We start from the raw sequence: 23057 nt of genomic DNA, 5'->3' as shown, positions 1-23057 counted from the left end.
CCCCCTAGCCGGCTTGTTACGCGCTGGGGGCTGGCGCAACCAGACCACTCGGTTACATTAACGCCCGTGTCCCCACTTTCTCTTTCCACTCCGGCCCGGCTCACGTCCGTGGCCACCGCAAAGCTCCCCAGATTGATTCTACTGGGCTTGTCGCTGGCCTATATCGTGGCCGGCCTGTTCATGCGCGACCCGTGGAAAACGGACGATGCGGTCGGATTGGCGACCATGATCACGGCGATCCGCGAAGGCGGCATCACCTGGTTGCTGCCGCAAGTGGGACTGCTGGCGCACGCCGAAGAAGGCCCGCTGATCACCTGGGTGGGCGCGGCCAGCATCTGGCTGTTTGGCCCCTTCGTGGGCGACATCACCGCCGGACGCCTGCCTAACCTGTTGTGGTTCGGCATCACCGCGATGAGCGTCTGGTACGGCACTTACCTGCTGGGCCGCCGCTCGGAAGCCCAACCGCTTGCCCTGCCCTTCGGCGGCGAACCCGCCCCGCGCGACTACGGCCGCATGCTGGCGGACGCGGCCCTGCTGCTGCTGCTGGCCACCGTAGGCATCCTGCAACGCACCCACGAGACCACTGTCGTGCCCGCCATCATGGCGTGCCAGGCGCTGGCCTTCTATTCGCTGGCGCGCAGCGTCGACCGCCCGGTGTCCGGCACCACCACGTTGGGAATCGCCCTGGCGGCCAGCTTCCTGACCCGTGGCTGGGTGGGTGCGACGCCCATCATGATCGGCGCCCTGCTGGCTTTCTACCCCCGCAGCCAATTGTGGAAGCGCAAACGCTGGCTGCCTTGGGCCACGCTGGTGACGGTGGCGCTGATCCTGGCCTGGTGGATTCCGGCCAGCGAAAGCAGCCAGTACTGGATCCGCAACTGGAAGACTTGGAACCTGGCGTCCTTTGCCTGGCCGTCCTGGCACGATATGGGCCGCACGCTGCGCGACCTGCCCTGGTATCTGTGGCCGACCTGGCCGCTGGCGCTGCTAGCCGTCTGGCGCTGGCGCGCATGGATCTATGCCCCCCATATCTGGCTGCCGCTGATGCTGTTGGCGTGCTCGGCCCTGGTGCTGTTCGGCCTGGAAGAGGCCACCGATTCCGAATACGTCCTGCTGGCGGTGCCGTGCGCCGTGCTGGGCGCGTTCTCGCTGCCGACCCTGCGCCGTGGCGTCGTCAACACGCTGGACTGGTTCGCCGTCATGTGCTTTTCGCTGACGGCCGCCACCGCCTGGCTGGGCTGGGTGGCGCTGCATTTCAACTGGCCGGCCCAGATTTCCCGCAACATCGCCCGCCAGACGACCGGCTATGAACCCGTGATTTCGTGGACCGCCTTTACGCTGGCAGTCATCTTCACGGTGGCCTGGATCGCGCTGGTGGTCTGGCGCCTGCGCGTTCGTCCGCAAGCCATGTGGCGCGGCACCGTGCTGTCGGCCGGCGGACTGACCGTGACGTGGATCCTGCTGGTGCTGCTGTGGCAACCCGCCGTGGACTACGCCCGCAGCTACCGCACCGTCTCAGGCCAACTAGCCCAGGCGCTGGCGCAGCACATGCGCCCAGGCGAATGCGTCCGCGGCTTGAGCCTGGGCAGCGGCCAGCGCGCCTCGTTCCTGATCTTCAATAACCTGACCTTCACGTTCGACGCGAAGTGCACGTTGATTCTGCAGCAGACCAGCAACCAGAGCCTGCGCGACAACACCGCCGCGTACAGCGACGGCGCCGACGTGCTGTGGCAGGGCGGCCGCCGCGCCGATCGGCAGGAAGTATTCCGCCTGCTTCGGGTCGGCGCCAACCGATGAGTTCGGTGAACGCGGCGCCGATGTCCTTCGGCGCCACCCTGCGCGGCATCGCCAGGCAAGCTTGGCCCGTGCTGATCAGCCAATGGGCGGGTATCTCGTTCGGCGTGCTGGACACCGCCATGACGGGCCACTCCAGCGCCAGCGACCTGGCCGCAATGGCCTTGTCCGCCTCGATCTACATCACCGTTTTCGTGGGCTTGATGGGTGTGGTCCACGCCCTGATCCCCATCCTGGCCCAGCACTATGGCGCCGGCAACAACCTGGAAGTCGGCCGCAGCTGGGGCCAGGGCGTGTGGCTGGCACTGGGCCTGTCCGTGGTGGGCGCGATCCTGATGCTGTTCCCGGACGTCTGGCTATCCATGTCCGGCGAGGTGGCGCCCGCCGTGCGGGAGCGGATCGGCTCCTACCTGCAGGCGCTGGCGCTTGCCCTGCCTGCCGCGCTGGTGTTCCGCACCATCTATGCGCTGGGCACTTCGGTGTCACGCCCCAAGCTGGTCATGGCCATCAACCTGTCGGCCATCGGCTTCAAGGCCTTCTTCAACTGGCTGTTCATCTACGGCAAGCTGGGCCTGCCCGCCATGGGCGCCACCGGCGCCGGCCTGGCGACCGCGCTGGTGTCGTGGATGAGCCTGGGACTTGGCCTGTGGGTGATCACCCATGACCGCTTCTACCGCCGCTTCCAGCTGCGGATCGGCAAGCCCGACTGGAAGACGCTGAAGGAACTGCTGCGCCTGGGCATCCCGATGGGCGGCTCGTATCTGGTGGAAGTGTCTGCCTTCACGTTCATGGCCTTGCTGGTCGCCCGCGAAGGCACGTTCGTGACCGGTGGGCACCAGATCATGTCGAACCTGGCCGCGCTGTGCTACATGATGCCGATGGCGCTAGGCGTGGCCACGGCCGCCCTGACCGCGCAGGCGATCGGCGCTGGCAACCTGGCCCATGCACACCGCACGGGCATGGCCGGGCTGGCGCTGGGCTTGATCGGCGCGCTGTTGACCGCGGCCGTGCTGCTGGTCGGCCGGCCGCTCATCCTGGCGGCCTACACCGATGACGCCGGCGTGGCGGCCGTCGCCACGACCCTACTGGCCGTGCTGCCGCTGTTCCACCTGTTCGACTCCATGCAATGCATCAACTCCTACCTCCTGCGCGCCTACAAGGTCGCCGTCGTGCCGTTGCTGCTGCAGGTGGTGGCGCTGGCCGGCGTGGGCCTGGTGGGCGGCTGGTGGTTCGGTTTCGGCCCCGGCAAGGGCGGCCTGGATGGCATCCGCAACGTCCTCGTACCGGGTTCCCCCGTCGGTGCGGGCAGCATGTGGTTGATGGCGATGGTCGGCCTGACCCTGTCCGCCGCTCTGCTGCACATCTGGTATCGGCGGATCGTACGGACCCTGGCGCAGCAGTGACGCCCTGAACGCGAACAAAAAAAGGCAGCCCGAGGGCTGCCTTTCTTGTCTTCGATCGTGGGATCAGACCACTTTCGGCCGCTTGTCGATCACGCGGCGTGCCTTGCCGGTAAGCGTGCGTTCCACATGCCCGGAGTCCGACACCTGGATGCGCGCGCTGACGCCGATGTGCGTCTTCACGGCATGCTGCAACTGGCGGCCCAGATCGTTGCGCTCGGCGTCCGACAGGCCCGAGAACTCGGCGCGCACTTCGGTCAGGATCTCCAACTCGTCCATATTGCCCGTGCGCGACAGCACCAGCTGATAGTGCGGCGCCAACTGGGCAATCTTCAGCACCAGTTCTTCGACCTGCGTCGGGAACATGTTTACGCCGCGCACGATCAGCATGTCGTCGCTGCGGCCCGTGATCTTGCCGATGCGGCGCATGCTGCGTGCCGTCGGCGGCAACAGGCGGGTCAGGTCGCGCGTGCGGTAGCGGATGATGGGCATCGCTTCCTTGGTCAGCGACGTGAACACCAGTTCGCCAGGTTCACCATCGGCCACGGGCTCGCCCGTATCCGGGTTGATGATTTCGGCGTAGAAATGGTCTTCCCAGACCACCGGTCCATCCTTGGTTTCGACGCATTCGCTGGCCACGCCCGGCCCCATCACTTCGGACAGGCCGTAGATATCCACCGCGTCGATGCCGGCTTCGGTCTCGATATCGGCACGCATCTGCCCGGTCCACGGCTCGGCGCCGAAGATGCCGATGCGCAGCGAACTTTGACGCGGATCAATGCCCTGGCGACGCTGTTCTTCCAGAATATTGCAGAAATAGGAGGGCGTGACCATGATGATGTCCGGACGGAAATCGCTGATCAGCTGCACCTGCTTTTCGGTCTGCCCGCCCGACATCGGGATGACGGTGCAACCCAGGCGCTCGGCGCCGTAATGCGCACCCAGGCCGCCCGTGAACAAGCCGTAGCCGTAGGCCACGTGCACCGTGTCGCCGGGTTTGCCGCCGGCCGCACGGATCGAACGCGCGACCAGATTGGCCCAGTTGTCCAGGTCGCCCTTGGTGTAGCCCACCACCGTCGGCTTGCCCGTGGTGCCGCTGGAAGCATGGATACGCGAGATCCGTTCACGCGGAACGGCGAACATGCCGAAGGGATAGTTATCGCGCAGTTCCTTCTTCGTCGTGAAGGGGAATTTCGAAATATCGGACAGCTGCTTCAGATCGTCCGGATGCACGCCCGCGTCATCGAACGCCTTCTTGTAGTGCGCGACGTTCTCGTAGGCATGCTTGAGCGTCCACTTCAGACGCTGCAGCTGCAACGCGCGAAGCTCATCCTCGCTGGCATGCTCGATGGGGTCCAGCCCCGGCTTGCTCATGGTGTTGGACATGGTTATCTCTCTCCTGAAATTCTCTCTACGCCGGTCGGGGCGGCGACGCGGGCCTGAACCCCGGGCGCCCGCCGCCCTGCCAGCGGCCTTGTCTTTGGTAGGTTGCCTTACGCGTCGGCGGGAACGCCGACGATCTGACCTTTGATGCGATAAGAGCGCCCGCGGAACAGCGCGACATTGCGGCCATCCTGGTTGGTGACCGTCACGTCGTACACGCCCGTGCGGCCAGCCAGGGAACGCTCCTGGGCCACCGCAGTCAGCAGATCGCCTTCGAAACCCGGCGCCAGGTAATCGATGGTGCAGCCGGAGGCCACCGTGCTGACATTGCGCGAATTGCACGAAAACGCGAAGGCGCTGTCGGCCAGGGCGAAAATGAAGCCGCCGTGACAGGTCTTGTGCCCGTTCAGCATGTCGGCGCGCACGCGCATCGTCAGACGCGCGTAGCCCGGCGCCATTTCCTCGACCTTCATGTCCAGGCCTTGCGAGGCCGCATCACCTGCGTACATCACGGTGCCGACGGCCTGAGCCAGTTCCTGGGGATCAGCGGGCACTTCAACAGCGGGAACATGCGCGTTCATCATTGCCCCTTGAATTGCGGTTCGCGCTTGCCAAGGAAGGCGGCCACGCCTTCGGCGTAATCCGCGCTGCGACCCAGTTCGCGCATCATGTCGCGTTCCAGGTCCAGCTGCGTGGACAGGTCGTTGCCCAGGCTGGCCTGCATGGCCCGCTTGGTAAATGCCAGGCCCTTGGTGGGCGCCGTGGAGAAGTGCTTGGCCAGGCGGTCCAGGGTGGCGTCGAATTCCTCGTCCGCCACGCATTGCCAGATCAGGCCCCACTCTTCGGCCTGCTTGGCGCTGAGCTTGTCGCCCAGCATCGCCAGGCCCATGGCGCGCGCGCGGCCGACCAGGCGCGGCAGTGCGAAAGTGCCGCCCGTGTCCGGAATCAGCCCCAGGCGGCAGAACGACTGGATGAAGTTGGCTGAAGCCTTGGCAATGACGATATCGCCGGCGAACGCGAGGTTGGCGCCCGCGCCGGCCGCCACGCCGTTCACGCCCACCACGACAGGCATGGGCAAGGCGTTCAGGCGGCGCACCAGCGGACCGTAGAACTTGTCGACGGTTTCACCCAGGTCAGGCGGCGTGCCGTCTTCGGCGGGCTTGCGCTCGCTCAGGTCCTGCCCCGCGCAAAAGCCGCGGCCCGCGCCGGTCAGGACCAGCACGCGCGCGCCTTCGGTTTCAACGCGCGTCAACGCGTCGGCCACTTCGCCATGCATGTTGGCGGTGAAACTGTTCAGCTTGTCCGGGCGGTTCAGCGTCAGACGCGCAATGCCGTTGGACAGGTCGAATTGGATATCCTGATAGCTCATGAGGGTCGCCCTGCTCAGACGTGACGGCGGGTTTGCACCACGCGGAAGCGGTTCGACACGAATGCCGCGTCGGACAGCGCTGCATTGGCGGCCGGGTTGGCGCCGGTGCCATGGAAGTCGCTGAAGGCCGCGGTCTGATTGACGAACACTGCGCCCGTCAGGTTGAGCGACAGCGACACGCCGGACACTTCGGCCGCGTCCTGCACCTGCTCGGCCACCTGCGCATCCGTCGTGTAGGCGGACAGGGACAGCGCGCCGTGCTGGATGACGCTGTCGCGCGCCAGCTGGATGCTGTGTGCGGTGGAGTCGGTGGCCACCACGAACGCGATGGGACCGAACCATTCCTGGCCGATGGCGGCGTTGCCGGCTTCCGTGCGCAGCAGCAGCGGCGTGCGGACACGGGCGTTTTCGAACTGCGGGTGGACGAGCGTCTTGCTGTCGGCCACGACCGGCAGGCCGAGCGCGCGGGCGCGCTCGATACGCTCGACGATGCCTTCGTTCTGGATCGCGCCGGTCAGTTCAACGGCGCGCGCGGCGTCGGCGCTGACCTTCTCAAGCGCCACGCCCAGGGCGGCGGCGACGTCATCGAAGCTGACGCGGCCTTCCGGGGTGTTGATGCCATCGCGCGGCACGTAGATGTTTTGCGGCGCCGTGCACATCTGGCCGGAATACAGGGCCAGCGAGAACGCCAGATTGCGCGCCACGCCCTTCAGGTCGTCCGTGGAATCGATGATGACCTGGTTGACGCCGGCCTTCTCGGTGTAGACCAGCGCTTGGCGGGCGTTGTTCTCCAGCCAGTCGCCGTTGACGGTGCTGCCGGTGAAGTCGACGATCTTGACGGCCGGGTCCAGCGCCAGCTTCTGGGCGGTGTCATCGCCGGCCTCGTGCGCGGCCAGCAGCACGACATCGGGGTCAAAGCCCGCTTCCTGCAGCACTTCGCGCGCCACCTTGACGGTGATGGCCAGCGGCAGGATGGCGCCCGGGTGCGGCTTCACGATGACCGTGTTGCCGGTGGCCAGGCTGGCGAACATGCCGGGGTAGCCGTTCCAGGTCGGGAAGGTCGAGCAGCCGATCACCAGCGCGACGCCGCGCGGCACGACGGTGAACTGCTTTTCCATGCGGATCGGGTCATTCTTGCCCTGCGGCTTTTCCCAGATGGCCACGCCAGGAATGCGCGACATTTCCTGCCAGGCGTAGGTCACGGCCTCGAAGCCGCGGTCCTGCGCGTGCGGGCCACCGGCCTGGAAGGCCATCATGAAGCCCTGGCCGGTGGTGTGCTGGACCGCGTACGCGATCTCGAAGCTGAGCTTGTTCAGGCGCGCCAGGATCTCCAGCGACACACCCACCCACGCCTGCGGACCCGCGCGGCGCCAGTCTTCCAGGGCGCGCTTGGAGGCGGCGATCAGCTTGTCGACGGGCACGTGCGGATACGTGATGCCGAGGTCGAAGCCGTAGGGGGATTTCTCGCCGCCCACGGTGCCGTCGGCGTCATGCAGATTCAGCGGGAACGGCTTGCCCTTGAGCGCTTCGAAGGCGGCACGGCCGTCGTCGTTGGCGGTCTCGCCATAGTTGCGGGGGCTGGGCGATTCGGCAAACGGGCTCCAGTAGCCGCGCAGCGCGGCGGCCGCCAGGGATTGTTCCAGCAGGGGCTGATGGCGTTCGAAGAATTTCTGGGACACTGTGTCTCTCCAATGAATTAGGTAGGTCTGCCTGGCGCGCGCCGGGTCAGGTTTCCTGGTCGAAGTCGATGACCAGGCGGTCGCTGACCGGGAAGCTCTGGCAGCTCAGGACGAAGCCGCGCGCCACTTCGTAGTCTTCCAGGGCGAAGTTGGCGTCCATGTCCACCTCGCCCTCGACCACTTTGCAACGGCAGGTGGAACACACCCCGCCCTTGCACGAATACGGCAACTCGATCCCTTGCGCCAGCGCCGAGTCCAGCACGCTGTCTTTATTCTTTTCAATGACGAACTTGCGGCTATGGCCGTCCCGCACCACGGTGACTTCGCACTGGCCCTTGCCGGGCGCCTGGCGGGCCTCGTGGCCGGTGCGCAGCGCACGCGGCCCCTTGGGCGCGCCGAACAGCTCGAACTTGATGTTCGACTTCGGAATACCGCGGGCCTGCAGACGCTCGACCACGCTTTCCGTCATGGTCTGCGGGCCACAGACAAAAGCGTAATCGATATCTTCGGGGCTCATCCAGGCCGACATCAGCTGGTCGACCTTGTCCCCGTCCAGGCGGCCGTTGAACAGTTCGATGTCCTGGGATTCGCGGCTCATCACGTAGACCAGCGAGAAGCGGTCCATGTACAGGTTCTTCAGGTCTTCGATCTCTTCGCGAAAGAGCACCGCCGAGGAAGCGCGGTTGCCAAAGAACAGGGTGAACTTGCTGCCCGGTTCGATGGACAGCGCGGTCTTGACCAGCGAGAACACCGGCGTGATGCCGCTGCCCACTGCAAAGGCCACGTAGTGGCGCTTGTTCTCGGGCGAGAAATCGACCGTGAAATTGCCCGCTGGCGCCATGACTTCCAGCGTCTGGCCAGGCTGCAGTTCCTGGTTGGCCCAGCTGGAGAACGTGCCTTCGTCCACTTTCTTGATCGCCACGCGCAGCAGCTTGTCGTGCGGCGCCGAACAGATCGAATACGAGCGGCGCAGCTCTTCGCCGTTCAGCTGGGTGCGCAGGGTCAGGTACTGGCCGGGCAGGAAAGCGAATTCCTCGGTCAGCGTGTCGGGCAGATCGAAGGTCACGACGACGGCATCGCGCGTATTGCGCGCCACCGAGGCCACCTTCAACGAATGAAATTGGTTCTGGCTCATCTCGAAACCGCTCTCAGTGAGTCTTGAAATAATCGAAGGGTTCGCGGCAAGCGACGCAGCGATACAGCGCCTTGCATGACGTGGACCCGAAGTTGCTGACCATCCGCGTATCGCGCGAACCGCAGCGCGGGCAGGCGATGGCGGGCGCGGCGGCGCGGCGGCTGATGCCCGAGATGTCGATGGCGCGTTCGGCGGGCGCGGCGATGCCGTAGCCCTTGAGCGCTTCGCGCCCCTTCTCACTCATCCAGTCGGTCGTCCAGGCGGGCGCCAGGCGGGTTTCGACACGGACCTCGTCGATGCCGTGGCGCGCCAGCGTCTGCTGGATGTCCTGCGTGATTTCGCGCATGGCCGGGCAGCCGGAGTACGTGGGCGTGATGACCACGACACAGGCCTCGCCATCCCAGGACACGTCCCGCACCACGCCCAGATCCACCACGGACAGCACGGGGATCTCCGGATCGGGAACCTCTTGCAGCCAGGCATAGACCTGGTCGGCGGAAATGGGCGCCAGCGCGTTCACCACGTGGCTCCTGGATAGGCGCGCGGCAGGTACTGCATTTCTGCCAGCACGTAGCCAAGTTCTTCGGTGTGCTTGCCCTGGCGTCCACCGCGGTAGGCCAGATGGTTGGCGGCGGTTTCGTCCGGCACGGCCAGCGTGGCTTCTTCCAGCACTTCGCGCACGTGGGCGAGCCAAGGCTGGCGCAAGGCGGACAGCTCACAGCCGATGCCGCGGGCAGCCACGTCCTGATCCACGGCGTCGTCGGCGAATAGTTCACCGGTGAAGCGCCAGGCGTCGTCGATGGCGGCCTGCATCTTGGCATGGCTTTCTGCCGTGCCGTCGCCCAGGCGAACCACCATGTCCGACGAACGGCGCACGTGATAGGTCACTTCCTTGATCGACTTGGCGGCGATGCCGGCCACGCGTTCGTCAGAGGATTGCTCCAGGCGCTGCAAGAGGAAGTAGTGCCACACGTCGAACAGGAACTGGCGCGCCATCGTGTCGGCATAGTTGCCGTTGGGGCGTTCGACCAGCAGCACGTTGTGAAACTGGTGCGCGTCGCGGTGGTAGGCCAGCGCGTCTTCGTCGCGACCTGCGCCTTCGACTTCGCCGGCCAGCGTCAGCCACATGCGAGCCTGGCCCAGCAGGTCCAGCGCGGTGTTGGTCAGCGCGAGGTCTTCTTCCAGGATGGGGCCGTGGCCCGTCCAGGCGCCCAGGCGCTGCGACAGGATCAGCGACGAATCGCCGAGGCGCAGCAGGTATTCAAACAGAGTCTTGTCCATGTCTCCCCCGCCGCCTTACATGTGCTTGATTTCTTCGGGCATCGGGAAAAACGTGGGATGCCGGTATACCTTGCTGTTGGCCGGTTCGAACAGAGGTTCCTTGTCACCGGGGCTGCTGGCCGAGATATCGGAGGCGCGCACGACCCAGATGCTCAGGCCTTCATTGCGGCGGGTATAGACGTCACGGGCGTGGTTGATCGCCATTTCGGCGTCCGATGCATGCAGGCTGCCGACGTGCTTGTGCGCCAGGCCGTGCTGGCTGCGGATGAACACTTCCCACAAAGGCCAGTCTTTGCTCATGATGGATATCCTTGGAATGCGGGGCGCGCACCGCGCGCCCTGATCTGCAATGGTTGGAAGAATGAACCTGGAAACTCGGCTATCGAAGCGCCCGCGCGGCCGCGCGGAGCCGGCTTGGCCGGTTCGCAGCGGCGCCCCTTCGAAGGGGCATCGCGCAGCGCTTCGGGGTCGAGTTCATCAGGCAGCCTTGCGCTGCGCCTGCTTGTCCGCGTAGGCAACGAGTGCGTCGCGCACCCAGGCACCGTCCTCGTGCGCCTTGACGCGCGCGGCCAGGCGTTCCCGGTTGCACGGGCCGTTGCCCTTGAGCACCGCGTAGAACTCGCTCCAGTCGATCTCGCCGAAGTCATAGTGGCCGCGCTCGGCGTTCCACTTCAAATCGGGATCCGGCACGGTCAGGCCCAGGTATTCGGCCTGGGGCACGGTCTGGTCGACCATCTTCTGGCGCAGCTCGTCATTAGAGAAGAGCTTGATCTTCCAGGCCATGGACTGGGCGCTGTTGGGCGAGTCGGCGTCCGACGGGCCGAACATCATCAGCGCGGGCCACCACCAGCGGTTCAGCGAGTCCTGCACCATCGCCTTCTGTTCGGGCGTGCCGTGCAGGCACATCTGCATCAGCAGGTCGTAGCCCTGGCGCTGGTGGAAGGACTCTTCCTTACAGACGCGCACCATGGCCCGCGCGTACGGGCCGTAGGAACAGCGGCACAGGGGGATCTGGTTGATGATGGCCGAGCCGTCGACCAGCCAGCCGATCATGCCGATGTCGGCCCAGCTGAGCGTGGGGTAATTGAAGATGCTGGAGTACTTGGCGCGGCCGGCATGCAGGTCATCGATCAGGTCGTCGCGCGACACGCCCAGCGTTTCCGCAGCGCTGTACAGGTACAGCCCATGGCCCGCTTCGTCCTGCACCTTGGCCAGCAGGATGGCCTTGCGCTTGAGCGACGGGGCGCGAGTGATCCAGTTGCCTTCCGGCAGCATCCCGACGATTTCCGAATGCGCGTGCTGCGAGATCTGGCGCACCAGCGTCTTGCGGTAGGCGTCCGGCATCCAGTCCTTGGCCTCGATGCGCACGCCGTCGTCAATGCGGCGCTGGAACGTCTGTTCGCGGCCTTCGAGCTGGTCCGCGGTCTTGACCTGCTTGACGCCGGTTTCGACGAGTTGAGCGTACATGTTTGTCTCCTAGAGACGGTTTGCGAAAACGCAAAGCAAACGTTGCGCAGTGCCGTCATGTCATAGGCGGATTATTTAATACAAAAAAACCATTGTCAAACTCAAATCTGTATCACATTGGATTTATGTATCATATTGCGGATCCCGATATCGGCCGCTTGCGGCCCCCCTTATGGCAAACCCTCAGTCGCCCCTGGACCGCTTCCTGTCCCGCTTATTGAAAAGCGATCCGCCCCGCGCCAAATCCCTGTGCGTCAGCTTGCTGGGGGACGCGCTCGCCCCCCATGGCGGCGCCATCTGGCTGGGCGACCTGATCGCGCTGTTGGCGCCGCTGGGCATCAACGAGCGGCTGCTGCGCACCAGCGTCTTCCGGCTGGTCGCCCAGAACTGGCTGCAGTCCGAACGCCATGGGCGCCGCAGCCTCTACCTGATTTCCGAACAAGGGCTGCGCCATACCGCGCACGCCTCGCAGCGCATCTACGAGGGCGCGGCGCAAGACTGGAACGGGGAATGGACGCTGGTCGCGCTGCCGCGTACCGGCAACGGCCTGGCCGAGCGGGCGGAATTGCGCCGCGAGCTGGTCTGGGAAGGCTTCGGCATGATCGCCCCCGGGCTGTTCGCCCATCCGCACACCGAGGCGCGGGCGGCGCACGACATCCTTGAAAAGCTCGGCATCCCGGACCGGGCGCTGGTGCTGTCCGCGCGCGACCTGGCCGGCGCAGGTGGCCTGCCGATCGCCAGTCTGGCTTCGCAATGCTGGAACCTGGACGACGTGGCTGAGCAGTACCGGCAGTTCTCGCGCAACTTCGGCCCGCTGGAAAAACTGCTGGAAGAACCGCCCTCGCCTTCCGAGGCATTCGTCGTGCGCGTCATGCTGCTGCACAATTGGCGCCGGATCGTCCTGCACGATCCGCAACTGCCCGGCCCGATGCTGCCCGACAACTGGCCCGGCCATGCCGCGCGTGAACTCTGCGGGCGGATCTACTGGAAGGTGTTCGACGCGTCGGAAACGCATCTGGAGGCGTTGGCCGGGCAGGACAACGAGCGGTATGCCCCACTGGCGGGCGACATCGCGGCGCGCTTCGGCGGACGGCCGGCATAAACAGCCGTCAGGCGTCCGGCGACAGGGTCACTCCCAACGTGTCGACATGACGTTCGCCGGCCGCGATCTGGCCGGGGCCGGGGCGCGTAAGCCCGGCTGTAGCGGCGATGAAGGACAGCGTCCAGTGCGCCTGGATCGGCCGCCCCAGCGCCGCACCGGTGTCGGCGTCGATGCCGCTGGGCACATCCAGCGCCAGCACCGGCACATTCCAGCTGTTGACGGTATCAACCAGCGCTTGCCAGTCCGCGTCCAGCGGCCGGTTCAGGCCGATACCGAACAGGCCGTCAATGACGATGTCGGGAATGTCGCCAGGCGTCAGCGCGGTCTGCGTCTGTCCGCCGGCAGAAAGCCAGCCCGCCCAAGCGCGGGCGGCATCAGGGGGCAAGCGGCCCGGGTCCGTCGGCAACAGCACTTTCACTGCATACCCTAAGGCAAGCAGACGTGTGGCCGCCTCCAGGGCATCGCCCCCGTTATTGCCGGGACCGGCCAGGGCCAGGACGGTACGGTCAGGAGGAAAGCGGGCAGCGATGAATTCGGCGGCAGCCCTGCCCGCCAGGGGCATCAGCGCCCGACCGGAAGCCAGGGCAAGCTGTTCGGCGCGGCGAATCTGGGCGACAGGATAAGACGGCATGGCGAAGGCGCGGCGGATGGGGCTTACCCAGTTTACGCCGCGGCCCTGCCTGCCGCTTACACCTTCAGGAAGTGCTCGCGGTAGTACTTGAGTTCGTCGATGGATTCGTAAATGTCCGCCAGCGCTTCGTGGCGGCTCTTCTTCTCGAAACCCTTGTACACGGCCGGCGCCCAGCGGCGCGCCAGTTCCTTCAGCGTGCTGACATCCAGGTTGCGGTAATGGAAGAACTGTTCCAGGCGCGGCATGTAAGCAAACATGAAGCGGCGGTCCTGGCTGATGGTGTTGCCGCACAACGGCGATTTACCGGCCGGCACATGCTGCGCGAGAAACGCCAACAGCGTATCCTCTGCCTGCGCCTCGGACACCGTCGATGCCTTGACCTTGTCGATCAGGCCGCTCTTGCCGTGGGTGGATTTGTTCCAGTTGTCCATGGCGTCAAGCAGGCTGTCGGGCTGATGGATCACCAGCACGGGGCCTTCGGCCACGACCGTCAGATCAGGCTCCGTCACCACGACGGCCACCTCGATGATGCGTTCTTTCTCAGGTTCCAGGCCCGTCATTTCCATGTCGAGCCAAACCAGGCGATTTTCGTTCACAGCCATATAATTTGCCTATAAAACGCGCGATTTTCGCACATCCCTTCTTGAGCCGACCGCTTCGCCCATGTTCACATTGCTGTTCGTTGCTTTCCTGCTGACCGATATTGCCGTACGCCTGTGGCTGGCCACACGCCAGATCCGCCACGTCGTTCGCAACCGCGACCAGGTGCCTGCGGAATTCTCCCACCGGATCGGGCTGTCCAGCCACCAGCGCGCGGCGGATTACACGGTGGCGCGGGTCAAGCTGGGGATGCTGGAACGCACCTACGACGCGATCCTGCTGGTGTGCCTGACGCTGATGGGCGGACTGCAGTTCATCGACCTGATGATAGGCCAGCTTACCAGCAACGACTTCCTGCGCCAGATGTTGCTGCTGGTCGCCGTGGCGTTGCTGCTGGGCGTGCTGGGGTTGCCGTTCACGTTATGGCGGCAATTCAAGCTTGAGGCGCGCTTCGGGTTCAACCGCATGACGCCCGAGCTCTTCATTGCCGATGCCGCCAAGGGCCTGCTGGTAGCCGCCGTGCTGGGCTTGCCGCTGGCCGCTGCGGTGCTGTGGCTGATGGGCAGCGCAGGCGCTTACTGGTGGATCTGGGCGTGGGCGCTTTGGACCGTGTTCAATCTGGCGCTCCTGATCGTCTACCCGATGTTCATCGCGCCGCTGTTCAACAAGTTCACCCCGCTGTCCGACCCGGACCTGGCAGGACGCATCCAGCGCCTGGCGCAACGTTGCGGCTTTTCGCTCAATGGCTTGTTCGTGATGGACGGCTCGCGCCGCTCTGCCCACGGTAACGCCTATTTCACGGGCTTTGGCCGGTCGCGCCGCATCGTGTTCTTTGACACCTTGCTGGCCCGCTTGAACGGCGATGAGATCGAAGCGGTGCTGGCGCATGAACTGGGCCACTTCGCCAAGCGCCACATCATCAAGCGCATCATTTTCAGTTTCGCCATGGCATTGGGCTTTTTTGCGATCCTGGGTTGGATCGCCCAACAGCCCTGGTTCTATGTGGACCTGGGCGTCATGCCGCAACTGGGCGGACGCAACGATGCCATGGCGTTGCTGCTGTTCTTCCTGGTCATTCCCGTTTTCACTTTCATGTTTACGCCGCTGGCCAGCTGGTACTCGCGCCGTGACGAATTCGAAGCCGACCGCTATGCGGCCGAGCAGAGTTCGCCGGAACGCCTGGTCTCCGCGCTGGTCAAACTCTACGACGACAACGCCGCTACGCTGACTCCCGACCCCGTGCACTCCGCCTTCTACGACAGCCATCCCCCCGCCGCCGAGCGCATCCGCCACCTGATGGCGGGCGCCGCATGAACGCCCGCAACAACAGCAGCAAGAAGCCTCCCAACCAGGCGCCGGCGGGCGCCCCGGCCGCCGCGGTCGGGCTCGAGGGCCGCATCATCGCGGCGCACGGGCGTCACTACACCGTGGAACTGGCCGATGGCTCGACCCGCAAGTGCTTCCCTCGCGGCAAGAAAGCCGGCGCCGCCGTGGGCGACCGCGTGCAGATCACGCCGCAGGGCAACGACGAAGGCGCCATCGACACCATCCTGCCGCGCAGCAACCTGCTGTACCGCTCGGATGACATGCGCTCCAAGCAATTCGCGTCCAACGTGGACCAGCTGCTGATCGTGATCGCCGTGCGCCCTACCTTCTCGGACGACCTCACCGGCCGGGCGCTTGCGGGCGCCTGGAGCGCAGGCATCTCGCCGCTCATCATCCTGAACAAGACCGACCTTGTTGATGAATTGCCCGCCGCGCGTGCACGCCTCGCGCCCATTGCAGCGCTCGGCGTGCCCGTCATCGAACTGAGCGCACTGGAACCCGAAAAGGTCCATACCCTGCTGGCACCGCACCTGGCCGGCCGCACCAACCTGCTGCTGGGCCAAAGCGGCATGGGCAAATCCACGCTGCTCAATGCGTTGATCCCCACCGCCGGCGCCGCCACGCGAGAACACTCCACCGCGCTCGACATGGGCAAGCACACCACGACCAGCACGCGGCTGTATCACCTGCCGGCGCCGGGTGGCGACCTGATCGACTCCCCGGGATTCCAGGCATTCGGCTTGCAGCATCTGACCCGCGAGGACATCATCCGCGGCTTCCCGGAGTTCACGCAGCCCATCGAAGCCTGCCGCTTCTACAACTGCACGCACCGGCAGGAGCCGGGCTGCGGCGTGCTGGCAGCATTACAGGCAGGCCTGATCAATCCGCTGCGCTATGCGCTGTACGAACGTATCCTGGAAGAGAACCTGGCCGGGCAACAGCGTTACTGACCGCTGACGCAAGATCCGCCTACATGAACAGCGGCCCCGATGAGGGGCCGTCCTTATTGGGCGTGCGGTGGGCGCATGGGGATTGGCTCGGTCAGCGCGGCTGCAATCCGTTGCGCACCAGGTGATAGAGGTTGCGCAGCATGCCGGCAGTCGCGCCCCAGATGAAATGGTCGCCGTACGGCATGCCGTAGTAATTGCGCACCCGTCCGTCGTCCAGCCGCGCTTCGTACAGGCGGTGATTGGCGGGGTCCATCAGGAAGGACAGCGGCACCTCGAACACTTCCGCCACTTCGAACGCGTCGGGCGCCAGGTCGAAACCCGGGCGCACAAGCGACACCACGGGAATGATTGAAAAACCCGTCGCCGTCAGGTACGGCGGCATGCTACCCAGCACTTCCACATGGTTGGCGGGCAGGCCCGTTTCCTCCTGCGCCTCGCGCAGGGCGGCGGCCACCGGGGTCGAATCACTGGTTTCGATGCGTCCGCCGGGAAAGCTGATCTGGCCGGCATGGTCATGCAGATGCGCGGCGCGCTGGGTCAGCATGATGTGCACGCCGTTGTCGCGGGTGACCAGCGGAATCAACACGGCGGCGGGCACGGGCGTGCCTTCGCGGCCTGGATAGCGCAGGTCGTTGTCACGCGAAAGCTCCAGCGTCCAGGTGGACGGCTGGCTGAGCGTGCCCCGCAGGGAATCCGGGGTCAGCAGGCTGGCGGGCACGGCCGGCAAGGACTCGTTGGCCACCACCCACGGTTGCGTCGCGGGGTCGAAACCGGGACGTGCGAGCGGCCTTCTGGGCCGCGCGGAATACGAGGAATCAGACATTCGGCTTTGCAAAAAGAAAAAGGCACCCTCGCAGGTGCCTTTTTAACCCGGAAACCTGTGCCGGACGGAAACGCTGAATGGCGCGGACGTCCGACACTGGTAGGGCCGTGTGCCGATAAGCGATCAAGCCGCCGAGGCTTGCTTGCTGACCAGCTTTTCCTTGATACGCGCCGACTTGCCCGAGCGGTTGCGCAGGTAGTACAGCTTGGCGCGGCGCACGTCGCCGCGGCGCTTGACTTCGATGCCGGCGATTTGCGGCGAGTACAGCTGGAACGTACGTTCCACGGCTTCACCCGACGAAATCTTGCGCACGGTGAACGCGGAGTTCAGGCCGCGGTTGCGCTTGGCGATAACAACGCCTTCGAAAGCCTGCACGCGCTTGCGGGTGCCTTCAACGACGTTCACGCTCACGATGACGGTGTCACCAGGAGCAAATTCAGGCTTGGCTTGGCCGCCGGTCAGACGGGCAATTTCTTCCTGTTCCAGGATAGCGATAAGGTTCATTAGAACTCCTAGATCATCATGTCTTTGCGGACTAAAAATTTTGCCGTTCGATGTTGTTCACGTGAAGCTGGCCATCGGGGCGCGCCACTGGGGCAAACCGCGGGGCTGACTACGCGTGTGTATTGCCGGCAACCCGAAGGGTCAACGCACAATACTCGTACCGCAAGCAGAGGATGAGATTTGGCAAACCAATGATTCTACACCAAAAATTCGCCTGAGCGTCTAGTAGAATGGCGACCTTCCGGTGGCTTTGCTGTACCCTTGCCACTTCTGTAACAAACACGTCATCTGACGCTGTTCCCACATGTCGTATACGTCCCTGTTATTGGTCATCCTGGCGGCGATGGCCCACGCAACGTGGAATCTGCTTGCCAAGCGCGCGGCCATGGTGGGTGCCCCGTTCGTCTTCGCGTACGGGCTGTGCGCCTCGGTGCTGTATGCGCCCTGGGTGATCTGGGTGTTGATGCACGACGGCATGACCTGGACCTGGCCCGTGGTGGCCGCCATCCTGACGTCCAGCTTGTTGCATCTTGGCTACAGCCTGTGCCTGCAACGCGGTTATCAGGTGGCCGACCTGTCTGTGGTGTACCCCATTGCCCGCGGCACCGGGCCCTTGCTTTCCACCACCGGCGCCTTCCTGCTGCTGGGCGAACCTGCCACCAGCACCGGCATCATCGGCATGCTGTGCGTGGTGATCGGCGTGCTGCTGATCGCGACCCAGGGGCGGCTGGCCATCTTCAAGCAGGCGCAAGCCTGGGTGGGGGTGCGCTGGGGCGTAGTGATCGGCCTGTTCATCGCGGCCTATACCGTGGTGGATGCCTACGGCGTCAAGGTATTGCTGATCAGCCCAGTGCTGTTCGACTGGTTTACCTGTGTAACCCGCACGGTCATGATGACCCCCCACATGGCGGCCCGGCGCGCTCAGGCCTGGCAATCCATGCGTGGGCACTGGCATCTGGCGCTGGCCGTGGGCCTGCTGTCGCCACTGGGATACATCCTGGTGCTCTATGCCTTGCGCAACGGCGCGCCGCTAAGCCTGGTGGCTCCTGCACGCGAGATGTCCATGATGCTGGGCACTTTGGCCGGCATGTTCCTGCTGCGCGAAAAGGTGGGTCCCGGCCGTCTTGCCGGTTGCCTGTCCATCTTGGCGGGCGTCATTCTGCTGGGTTCCAGCTAGACCGTCCCGGCCATTCGGCACGGGTTCTAGCCGCTCAGAACCCTGCGGCCGCCCCCAGCCACATCAGGCCGGGGATGATTGCGCCCCAAGCCAACACCATCACCACATCAACCACCATGGCCTTCATGGTGACTTGGGACGTCACGGGTTCGACCGTGGCGTTGCCCAGGCTACGTTCGCGCACAGCGGGCGCAGCAGGCACGCTGGTTACCACCGGTGCCATCGGAGCCGCGGGGCGAACCGTCGGCGCCGACACCGGCAGCACCGCCGCCTGGCCCGCGGCGCCTTCGTCCACCGGCGTCGGCGGGAACGGCCACCGGGCCGGCATGGAGCCCGGGCGCACTCGGTGACGCGGTTCGGCATCCGCCGACGACGTGGTCCAGGGCATGGCCAGGCCCGCCAACTTGGCGCAAACCGCGCGGGCGCGATGCGCGCTGCGACGCAGCGGGTTCAGCGAGACGGTGAGCTCGTCCGACAAGACGGAAATATCAGCGGTGTTCATAGGAACTCCTTGGAGAAACGATTCCATGCCGCGGCGAGCACCGCGGTATCGACCGGCAATCAATCGAACAATGACAACTGGCCCGCGGCTATGGCGCGCAGTTGGCGCGCACCGCGGCCCACTGCGCCACTGACTGCCGGCAACCCATCAGAAAAAGGGACCCCTGAAGACGCTTGCGCGCCAACCGGGGATTGGAAATCGGAAGAAGACGCTACGGACGTACCCGACGCGGCCGCCGTGAACAGCGACGGCGTCGCATTCGGGGCCAGAGGCGGCTGGAAACGGTCGCAATCCAGGGCAAGGCGGTGACGGTTCAACCCGAGCTTTCGGGTAGCCACGGCGAACCGTTGGCGCAGCAGATCGGCCCAGATACCGGTGCCACGCATGCGGGAGCCGAAATTCGGGTCGTTGCGGCGACCATTGCGCAGGTCTTCAATGCGGTGCAGCACGCGCTGAGCGCGGTCGGGGAAATGGATGTTGAGCCAGTCCTCGAACAGGGTCTTGACCTCCCACGGCAGGCGCAAGACGGTATAGCTGGCGTAATGCGCGCCGGCCGCCTTGGACTCCTGGAGGATGTGCTCCATGGATTCATCGTTGATGAACGGGATGACCGGCGCCACCAGCACGCCCACCGGCACGCCGGCCTCGGTCAGCGTGCGCACGGTTTCCAACCGGCGCCAGGGCGCGGCGGCACGGGGTTCCAGCGTGCGGGCCATGCCCGCATCCAGCGAGGTGATGCTCATGTAGACCACCACGAGCTTCTGTTCGGCCAGGGCGGCCAGCAAGTCCACATCGCGGGCGACCAGCGCGTTCTTCGTGACGATGGTGAGGGGATGCCGGGTTTCCAGCATCAGTTCAAGCAAGCCGCGGGTCAGCCGCCATTCGCGTTCGATGGGCTGGTAGGCATCCGTGGCGGAACCGATGTTGATGGGCGAGGGCTTGTAGCCAGGACGGCTGAGCTCGGCCCGCAGCGCCTGGACGGCATTGGCCTTCGCTACAAGCCGGGTTTCGAAGTCCAGCCCGGGGGACATCCCCAGGTAGGAATGCGTAGGCCGGGCGTAGCAGTACACGCAGCCATGTTCGCAGCCCCGGTACGGATTGACGGCTACATCAAAGGGAATGTCGGGCGAATCGTTGCGCGACAGCATCTTGCGCGCTTCTTCGGCCGTAACCGTGGTTTTGGGCGCGGCAGGCGCAAGGCGGGAATCCGGCAGGATCGGAATGACCCGTGCGGCGGACGATGCATCGGAAGAAAATTCGGGGACGGACTCTACGAAATCCGCCGGCAGACCGGACGCGGACCAGCCGTCATCGACCTGCACGCGGTCATCGCGCTGAAAGCGATGCCGAACATTAGTAACCGCACCCCGACCGCGCAAGGCGGCGGGGGCGGCAGCCGGGGACCCAGAACCGGCGGGAAAAGAATGATCGGTGCGTGCCATAAAAACTACTGTACAAAAACACAGTGGTTTTGACAAGCACCAAAAGCCTTTTCGTAAGACAGCCCCACTTTACCGCAAGATGCGGGCCTCGTCTGAACAAATCGATTTCATCAGGCGATATGGCCCGGAGAGCCGCACCAGCATTGGATTTGGAAGAAAAACAACAGCAAAATCCGAGCTGGAAATCCGTTGTTTTCCAGCCCGCTCAAGCTTCAGCGCAACATGCCCGCCGCCGCGGTCTGATGCGTGGCCTCATCGATCAGGATGAAGGCTCCCGTGGCCGGCACATCGGCATAGCGATCGACCGCCAACGCCTCGCGCGTGGTGAATGTCACGCGTCCAATGTCATTCATGCGCAAGGTGCCTTCGGTGTTCGCGACCTCCTGCAATTCGTGGATGTCGCGATGCGAGAGCACCGCGCGGATCTTCGCCGACGTCAATCGCGTACCGGACTTCAGCAGATACTTGCGCGCTGGATTCAACGCCTGCGCATCCAGCCAGCACAGCTCGGCTTCGAACTCGCGCGCCACTTGCGCGGGCGCAGCCGTGTGCACGATCACATCGCCACGCGACACGTCCACGTCGCGGTCCAGCACCAGCGTCACCGAGTCTCCGGCCACCGCTTCCTCCTGCGCGCGATCGAAGACGCGCACTTCGCGCACCACCGCCGTCACGCCCGACGGTTGCACGGTGACCGCATCGCCCGGGCGCACCACGCCGCTGGCCACGCGACCCGCATAGCCGCGGAAATCATCCTTGCGGTCGCCATCGTGGCGCGCCACCCACTGCACGGGAAAGCGCAACGGCAGCGCGCGACCATCACTGGCCAAGTCCAGCGATTCCAGCAGCGCCAAGAGGGGCCGGCCTTCGTACCACGGCGTCTTCGACGACAGCGTGACGACGTTGTCGCCGTTCAACGCCGACAGCGGCAGCGCATCGAAATGCGCGAAGCCCAGCTTGCCGGCCAGATCGGCATAGGCATCGCGGATGCGCTCGAACACGGTGCGGTCCCAGTCCACCAGATCCATCTTGTTGACCGCCACCACGATGTGCCGGATGCCCAGCAGGCGCGCGATGGTGCTGTGGCGCTTGGTCTGGGCCAGCAACTTGCCGTCGGCCGCGCGCGTGGCGTCGATCAGGATGACCGCGACGTCGGCCGTCGAGGCCCCCGTGACCATGTTGCGCGTGTACTGCTCGTGCCCTGGCGCGTCGGCAATGATGAATTTTCGCGTCGGCGTGGAGAAGTAGCGATAGGCCACGTCGATGGTGATGCCCTGCTCCCGCTCGGCTTCCAGCCCGTCGGTCAGCAACGAGAAATCGATACCGTCGCCCGCCACGCGCTTATGCTTGGCGCGCGAGATCGCGTCCAGCTGGTCGGCGAACACGCCCTTGCTGTCATACAGCAGGCGGCCGATCAGCGTGGACTTGCCGTCGTCGACGGAGCCCGCCGTGATCAGGCGCAGCACGCCGTTGCCGGCGCCGGAAAGAAAAGAGTCATTCAGTGCGTTCATGTGCGTTCCCCTGCCGCCGGCCGAAGCCGGCGGTTACTGCATTCAGAAATAACCTTCCTTCTTGCGGCGCTCCATCGAGGCCTCGGAAGTCTGGTCGTCCATGCGCGTGGCGCCGCGCTCGGTGATGTCGGTCACCGCCGTCTCGGCAATGATGGCGATGGTGTCGGCGGCGTCGGAGGCCACCGGGCACGTGCACGAGATGTCGCCCACGGTGCGGAAACGCACGGGCAGGCGCTCGACCTGCTCGCCTTCCTGCGGCGGCGTCAGGCGCGTGACCGGCACCAACAGGCCCTTGCGCCGCACCACGTCGCGTTCATGGCTGAAGTAAATGGACGGCAACGCCAGCTGTTCGCGCTGGATGTATTGCCAGACGTCCAGCTCGGTCCAGTTCGAGATCGGAAAGACGCGCATGTTCTCGCCGCGGTGCACGCGGGTGTTGAACAGGTTCCACAGTTCCGGCCGCTGGGCCTTGGGGTCCCATTGGCCGAATTCGTCGCGGAATGAAAAGATGCGTTCCTTGGCGCGCGCCTTTTCCTCGTCGCGTCGCGCGCCGCCGATGCAGGCATCGAAGCCGAATTCCTCGATGGCCTCCAGCAGCGTCACCGCCTGGGCCGCATTGCGCGAATCGGTCTCCCGGCGCAGCACCACGCTGCCGCGCTTGATGGAGTCTTCCACGCTGCGCACGATCAGCTTCTCGCCCAGTTCGGCGGCGCGCTGGTCGCGAAAGGCGATCACTTCGTCGAAGTTATGCCCCGTATCGATGTGCATGAGCGGGAACGGAAAGCGCCCGGGGCGGAAGGCTTTTTCGGCCAGGCGCAGCAGCACCACCGAATCCTTGCCGCCCGAAAACAGCAGCACGGGGTTTTCGCTTTCGGCGGCGACCTCGCGCAAGATGAATATCGCTTCCGATTCCAGCCAATCCAGGTGGCTGCGTTGGATCACAGCAGACATAGGTATTCCCCTAAAACAGATTTCGAATTC

The 23057-nt window shown here is 65.0% G+C and carries 23 protein-coding genes; 6 read left to right on the top strand and 17 right to left on the bottom strand.

Annotation, left to right across the window (positions count from 1 at the left end):
* Positions 1–66 precede the first annotated feature (66 nt).
* Complete coding sequence (locus CEY09_RS21350; RefSeq protein ID WP_088590198.1) at positions 67–1797, top strand: ArnT family glycosyltransferase; 1731 nt, start codon at positions 67–69, stop codon at positions 1795–1797.
* Positions 1794–3197 carry an MATE family efflux transporter gene (locus CEY09_RS21345; RefSeq protein ID WP_088590197.1) on the top strand — a complete coding sequence of 468 codons (1404 nt, stop codon included), beginning with the start codon at positions 1794–1796 and terminating at the stop codon, positions 3195–3197. Before CEY09_RS21350 ends, CEY09_RS21345 begins: the two co-directional genes overlap by 4 nt.
* Positions 3198–3260: 63 nt before the next feature.
* On the opposite strand, the gene paaK is transcribed toward CEY09_RS21345, so the two are convergent.
* From paaK to paaA, 9 genes are all read right to left on the bottom strand, one after another.
* On the bottom strand, positions 3261–4580 hold the full coding sequence (gene paaK / locus CEY09_RS21340; RefSeq protein WP_088590196.1) for a phenylacetate--CoA ligase PaaK: 1320 nt from the start codon (positions 4578–4580) through the stop codon (positions 3261–3263).
* Positions 4581–4687: 107 nt separating this feature from the next.
* Positions 4688–5158 (bottom strand): hydroxyphenylacetyl-CoA thioesterase PaaI, encoded by a 471-nt coding sequence (paaI, locus tag CEY09_RS21335; RefSeq protein ID WP_006225105.1) that lies wholly within the window; start codon positions 5156–5158, stop codon positions 4688–4690.
* Entirely contained in the window at positions 5158–5946 is a 789-nt protein-coding gene (paaG, locus tag CEY09_RS21330) for a 2-(1,2-epoxy-1,2-dihydrophenyl)acetyl-CoA isomerase PaaG (RefSeq protein ID WP_088590195.1), read from the bottom strand. Before paaG ends, paaI begins: the two co-directional genes overlap by 1 nt.
* 14 nt (positions 5947–5960) lie before the next feature.
* Positions 5961–7625 (bottom strand): phenylacetic acid degradation protein PaaN, encoded by a 1665-nt coding sequence (gene paaN, locus CEY09_RS21325; protein WP_088590194.1) that lies wholly within the window; start codon positions 7623–7625, stop codon positions 5961–5963.
* 46 nt (positions 7626–7671) lie between these two features.
* The gene (gene paaE / locus CEY09_RS21320) at positions 7672–8760 is read right to left on the bottom strand and encodes a 1,2-phenylacetyl-CoA epoxidase subunit PaaE (RefSeq protein WP_088590193.1); all 1089 of its coding nucleotides are present in this window, start codon (positions 8758–8760) and stop codon (positions 7672–7674) included.
* A gap of 13 nt (positions 8761–8773) precedes the next feature.
* Positions 8774–9280: a 1,2-phenylacetyl-CoA epoxidase subunit PaaD gene (gene paaD, locus CEY09_RS21315; RefSeq protein ID WP_006225109.1), complete on the bottom strand. Its 507-nt coding sequence runs from the start codon at positions 9278–9280 to the stop codon at positions 8774–8776.
* Positions 9277–10041 (bottom strand): 1,2-phenylacetyl-CoA epoxidase subunit PaaC, encoded by a 765-nt coding sequence (gene paaC, locus CEY09_RS21310; RefSeq protein ID WP_088590192.1) that lies wholly within the window; start codon positions 10039–10041, stop codon positions 9277–9279. Before paaC ends, paaD begins: the two co-directional genes overlap by 4 nt.
* A gap of 15 nt (positions 10042–10056) precedes the next feature.
* Positions 10057–10341, bottom strand: a complete 285-nt coding sequence (gene paaB / locus CEY09_RS21305) for a 1,2-phenylacetyl-CoA epoxidase subunit PaaB (protein WP_006225111.1) — start codon at positions 10339–10341, stop codon at positions 10057–10059.
* A gap of 177 nt (positions 10342–10518) precedes the next feature.
* Positions 10519–11508, bottom strand: coding sequence for a 1,2-phenylacetyl-CoA epoxidase subunit PaaA (gene paaA, locus CEY09_RS21300; RefSeq protein WP_006225112.1), 990 nt, complete (start codon positions 11506–11508; stop codon positions 10519–10521).
* A gap of 172 nt (positions 11509–11680) precedes the next feature.
* On the opposite strand from paaA, the gene paaX reads away from it, so the two are divergent.
* Positions 11681–12610: a phenylacetic acid degradation operon negative regulatory protein PaaX gene (gene paaX, locus CEY09_RS21295; RefSeq protein ID WP_088590191.1), complete on the top strand. Its 930-nt coding sequence runs from the start codon at positions 11681–11683 to the stop codon at positions 12608–12610.
* 7 nt (positions 12611–12617) lie between these two features.
* Here the strand turns inward: paaX and CEY09_RS21290 are convergent, their stop codons facing one another.
* Both CEY09_RS21290 and orn read right to left on the bottom strand, forming a co-directional pair.
* Positions 12618–13241 (bottom strand): NAD(P)H-hydrate epimerase, encoded by a 624-nt coding sequence (locus tag CEY09_RS21290; RefSeq protein WP_088590190.1) that lies wholly within the window; start codon positions 13239–13241, stop codon positions 12618–12620.
* A 56-nt stretch (positions 13242–13297) separates the two neighbouring features.
* Positions 13298–13843, bottom strand: coding sequence for an oligoribonuclease (gene orn, locus CEY09_RS21285; protein ID WP_006225115.1), 546 nt, complete (start codon positions 13841–13843; stop codon positions 13298–13300).
* A 61-nt stretch (positions 13844–13904) separates the two neighbouring features.
* Between orn and CEY09_RS21280 the strand changes: the two genes are divergently transcribed.
* Both CEY09_RS21280 and rsgA read left to right on the top strand, forming a co-directional pair.
* Positions 13905–15155 (top strand): M48 family metallopeptidase, encoded by a 1251-nt coding sequence (locus CEY09_RS21280; RefSeq protein WP_088590189.1) that lies wholly within the window; start codon positions 13905–13907, stop codon positions 15153–15155.
* Positions 15152–16117, top strand: a complete 966-nt coding sequence (gene rsgA, locus CEY09_RS21275; protein ID WP_234818368.1) for a ribosome small subunit-dependent GTPase A — start codon at positions 15152–15154, stop codon at positions 16115–16117. The genes CEY09_RS21280 and rsgA overlap by 4 nt, the downstream gene beginning before the upstream one ends.
* Positions 16118–16208: 91 nt before the next feature.
* Here rsgA and CEY09_RS21270 read toward each other — a convergent pair whose 3' ends face one another.
* Together CEY09_RS21270 and rplS are read right to left on the bottom strand one after the other, a co-directional pair.
* Positions 16209–16940 carry a CoA pyrophosphatase gene (locus CEY09_RS21270; RefSeq protein ID WP_035213221.1) on the bottom strand — a complete coding sequence of 244 codons (732 nt, stop codon included), beginning with the start codon at positions 16938–16940 and terminating at the stop codon, positions 16209–16211.
* 123 nt (positions 16941–17063) lie between these two features.
* Positions 17064–17444 (bottom strand): 50S ribosomal protein L19, encoded by a 381-nt coding sequence (gene rplS / locus CEY09_RS21265; protein ID WP_006218237.1) that lies wholly within the window; start codon positions 17442–17444, stop codon positions 17064–17066.
* Positions 17445–17748: 304 nt separating this feature from the next.
* Here rplS and CEY09_RS21260 point away from each other — a divergent pair, with 304 nt between their 5' ends.
* Positions 17749–18621, top strand: a complete 873-nt coding sequence (locus CEY09_RS21260; protein ID WP_088590188.1) for a DMT family transporter — start codon at positions 17749–17751, stop codon at positions 18619–18621.
* A gap of 34 nt (positions 18622–18655) precedes the next feature.
* On the opposite strand, the gene CEY09_RS21255 is transcribed toward CEY09_RS21260, so the two are convergent.
* From CEY09_RS21255 to cysD, 4 genes are all read right to left on the bottom strand, one after another.
* Positions 18656–19123 carry a hypothetical protein gene (locus CEY09_RS21255; RefSeq protein ID WP_088590187.1) on the bottom strand — a complete coding sequence of 156 codons (468 nt, stop codon included), beginning with the start codon at positions 19121–19123 and terminating at the stop codon, positions 18656–18658.
* A gap of 59 nt (positions 19124–19182) precedes the next feature.
* Positions 19183–20565 carry a PA0069 family radical SAM protein gene (locus CEY09_RS21250; protein WP_088590186.1) on the bottom strand — a complete coding sequence of 461 codons (1383 nt, stop codon included), beginning with the start codon at positions 20563–20565 and terminating at the stop codon, positions 19183–19185.
* 212 nt (positions 20566–20777) lie between these two features.
* Positions 20778–22076, bottom strand: coding sequence for a sulfate adenylyltransferase subunit 1 (locus CEY09_RS21245; protein WP_088590185.1), 1299 nt, complete (start codon positions 22074–22076; stop codon positions 20778–20780).
* Positions 22077–22118: 42 nt separating this feature from the next.
* Positions 22119–23027 (bottom strand): sulfate adenylyltransferase subunit CysD, encoded by a 909-nt coding sequence (cysD, locus tag CEY09_RS21240; RefSeq protein ID WP_088590184.1) that lies wholly within the window; start codon positions 23025–23027, stop codon positions 22119–22121.
* Between the last annotated feature and the right edge of the window lie 30 nt (positions 23028–23057).

It is taken from the genome of Achromobacter marplatensis (assembly GCF_002209535.1).
GTDB lineage: Bacteria > Pseudomonadota > Gammaproteobacteria > Burkholderiales > Burkholderiaceae_B > Achromobacter > Achromobacter marplatensis.
Note: the sequence above shows the minus strand (reverse complement) of the source record. Positions and strands in the feature narration are given on the sequence as shown.

Excerpts from the sequence above, each read along its gene's own strand:
- CEY09_RS21345 (WP_088590197.1), top strand. The coding sequence starts at position 1,794 with ATGAGTTCGGTGAACGCGGCGCCGATGTCCTTCGGCGCCACCCTGCGC.
- paaK (WP_088590196.1), bottom strand. The coding sequence starts at position 4,580 with ATGTCCAACACCATGAGCAAGCCGGGGCTGGACCCCATCGAGCATGCC.
- paaI (WP_006225105.1), bottom strand. The coding sequence starts at position 5,158 with ATGAACGCGCATGTTCCCGCTGTTGAAGTGCCCGCTGATCCCCAGGAA.
- paaG (WP_088590195.1), bottom strand. The coding sequence starts at position 5,946 with ATGAGCTATCAGGATATCCAATTCGACCTGTCCAACGGCATTGCGCGT.
- paaE (WP_088590193.1), bottom strand. The coding sequence starts at position 8,760 with ATGAGCCAGAACCAATTTCATTCGTTGAAGGTGGCCTCGGTGGCGCGC.
- paaC (WP_088590192.1), bottom strand. The coding sequence starts at position 10,041 with ATGGACAAGACTCTGTTTGAATACCTGCTGCGCCTCGGCGATTCGTCG.
- paaB (WP_006225111.1), bottom strand. The coding sequence starts at position 10,341 with ATGAGCAAAGACTGGCCTTTGTGGGAAGTGTTCATCCGCAGCCAGCAC.
- paaA (WP_006225112.1), bottom strand. The coding sequence starts at position 11,508 with ATGTACGCTCAACTCGTCGAAACCGGCGTCAAGCAGGTCAAGACCGCG.
- paaX (WP_088590191.1), top strand. The coding sequence starts at position 11,681 with ATGGCAAACCCTCAGTCGCCCCTGGACCGCTTCCTGTCCCGCTTATTG.
- CEY09_RS21290 (WP_088590190.1), bottom strand. The coding sequence starts at position 13,241 with ATGCCGTCTTATCCTGTCGCCCAGATTCGCCGCGCCGAACAGCTTGCC.
- orn (WP_006225115.1), bottom strand. The coding sequence starts at position 13,843 with ATGGCTGTGAACGAAAATCGCCTGGTTTGGCTCGACATGGAAATGACG.
- CEY09_RS21280 (WP_088590189.1), top strand. The coding sequence starts at position 13,905 with ATGTTCACATTGCTGTTCGTTGCTTTCCTGCTGACCGATATTGCCGTA.
- rsgA (WP_234818368.1), top strand. The coding sequence starts at position 15,152 with ATGAACGCCCGCAACAACAGCAGCAAGAAGCCTCCCAACCAGGCGCCG.
- CEY09_RS21270 (WP_035213221.1), bottom strand. The coding sequence starts at position 16,940 with ATGTCTGATTCCTCGTATTCCGCGCGGCCCAGAAGGCCGCTCGCACGT.
- rplS (WP_006218237.1), bottom strand. The coding sequence starts at position 17,444 with ATGAACCTTATCGCTATCCTGGAACAGGAAGAAATTGCCCGTCTGACC.
- CEY09_RS21260 (WP_088590188.1), top strand. The coding sequence starts at position 17,749 with ATGTCGTATACGTCCCTGTTATTGGTCATCCTGGCGGCGATGGCCCAC.
- CEY09_RS21255 (WP_088590187.1), bottom strand. The coding sequence starts at position 19,123 with ATGAACACCGCTGATATTTCCGTCTTGTCGGACGAGCTCACCGTCTCG.
- CEY09_RS21250 (WP_088590186.1), bottom strand. The coding sequence starts at position 20,565 with ATGGCACGCACCGATCATTCTTTTCCCGCCGGTTCTGGGTCCCCGGCT.
- CEY09_RS21245 (WP_088590185.1), bottom strand. The coding sequence starts at position 22,076 with ATGAACGCACTGAATGACTCTTTTCTTTCCGGCGCCGGCAACGGCGTG.
- cysD (WP_088590184.1), bottom strand. The coding sequence starts at position 23,027 with ATGTCTGCTGTGATCCAACGCAGCCACCTGGATTGGCTGGAATCGGAA.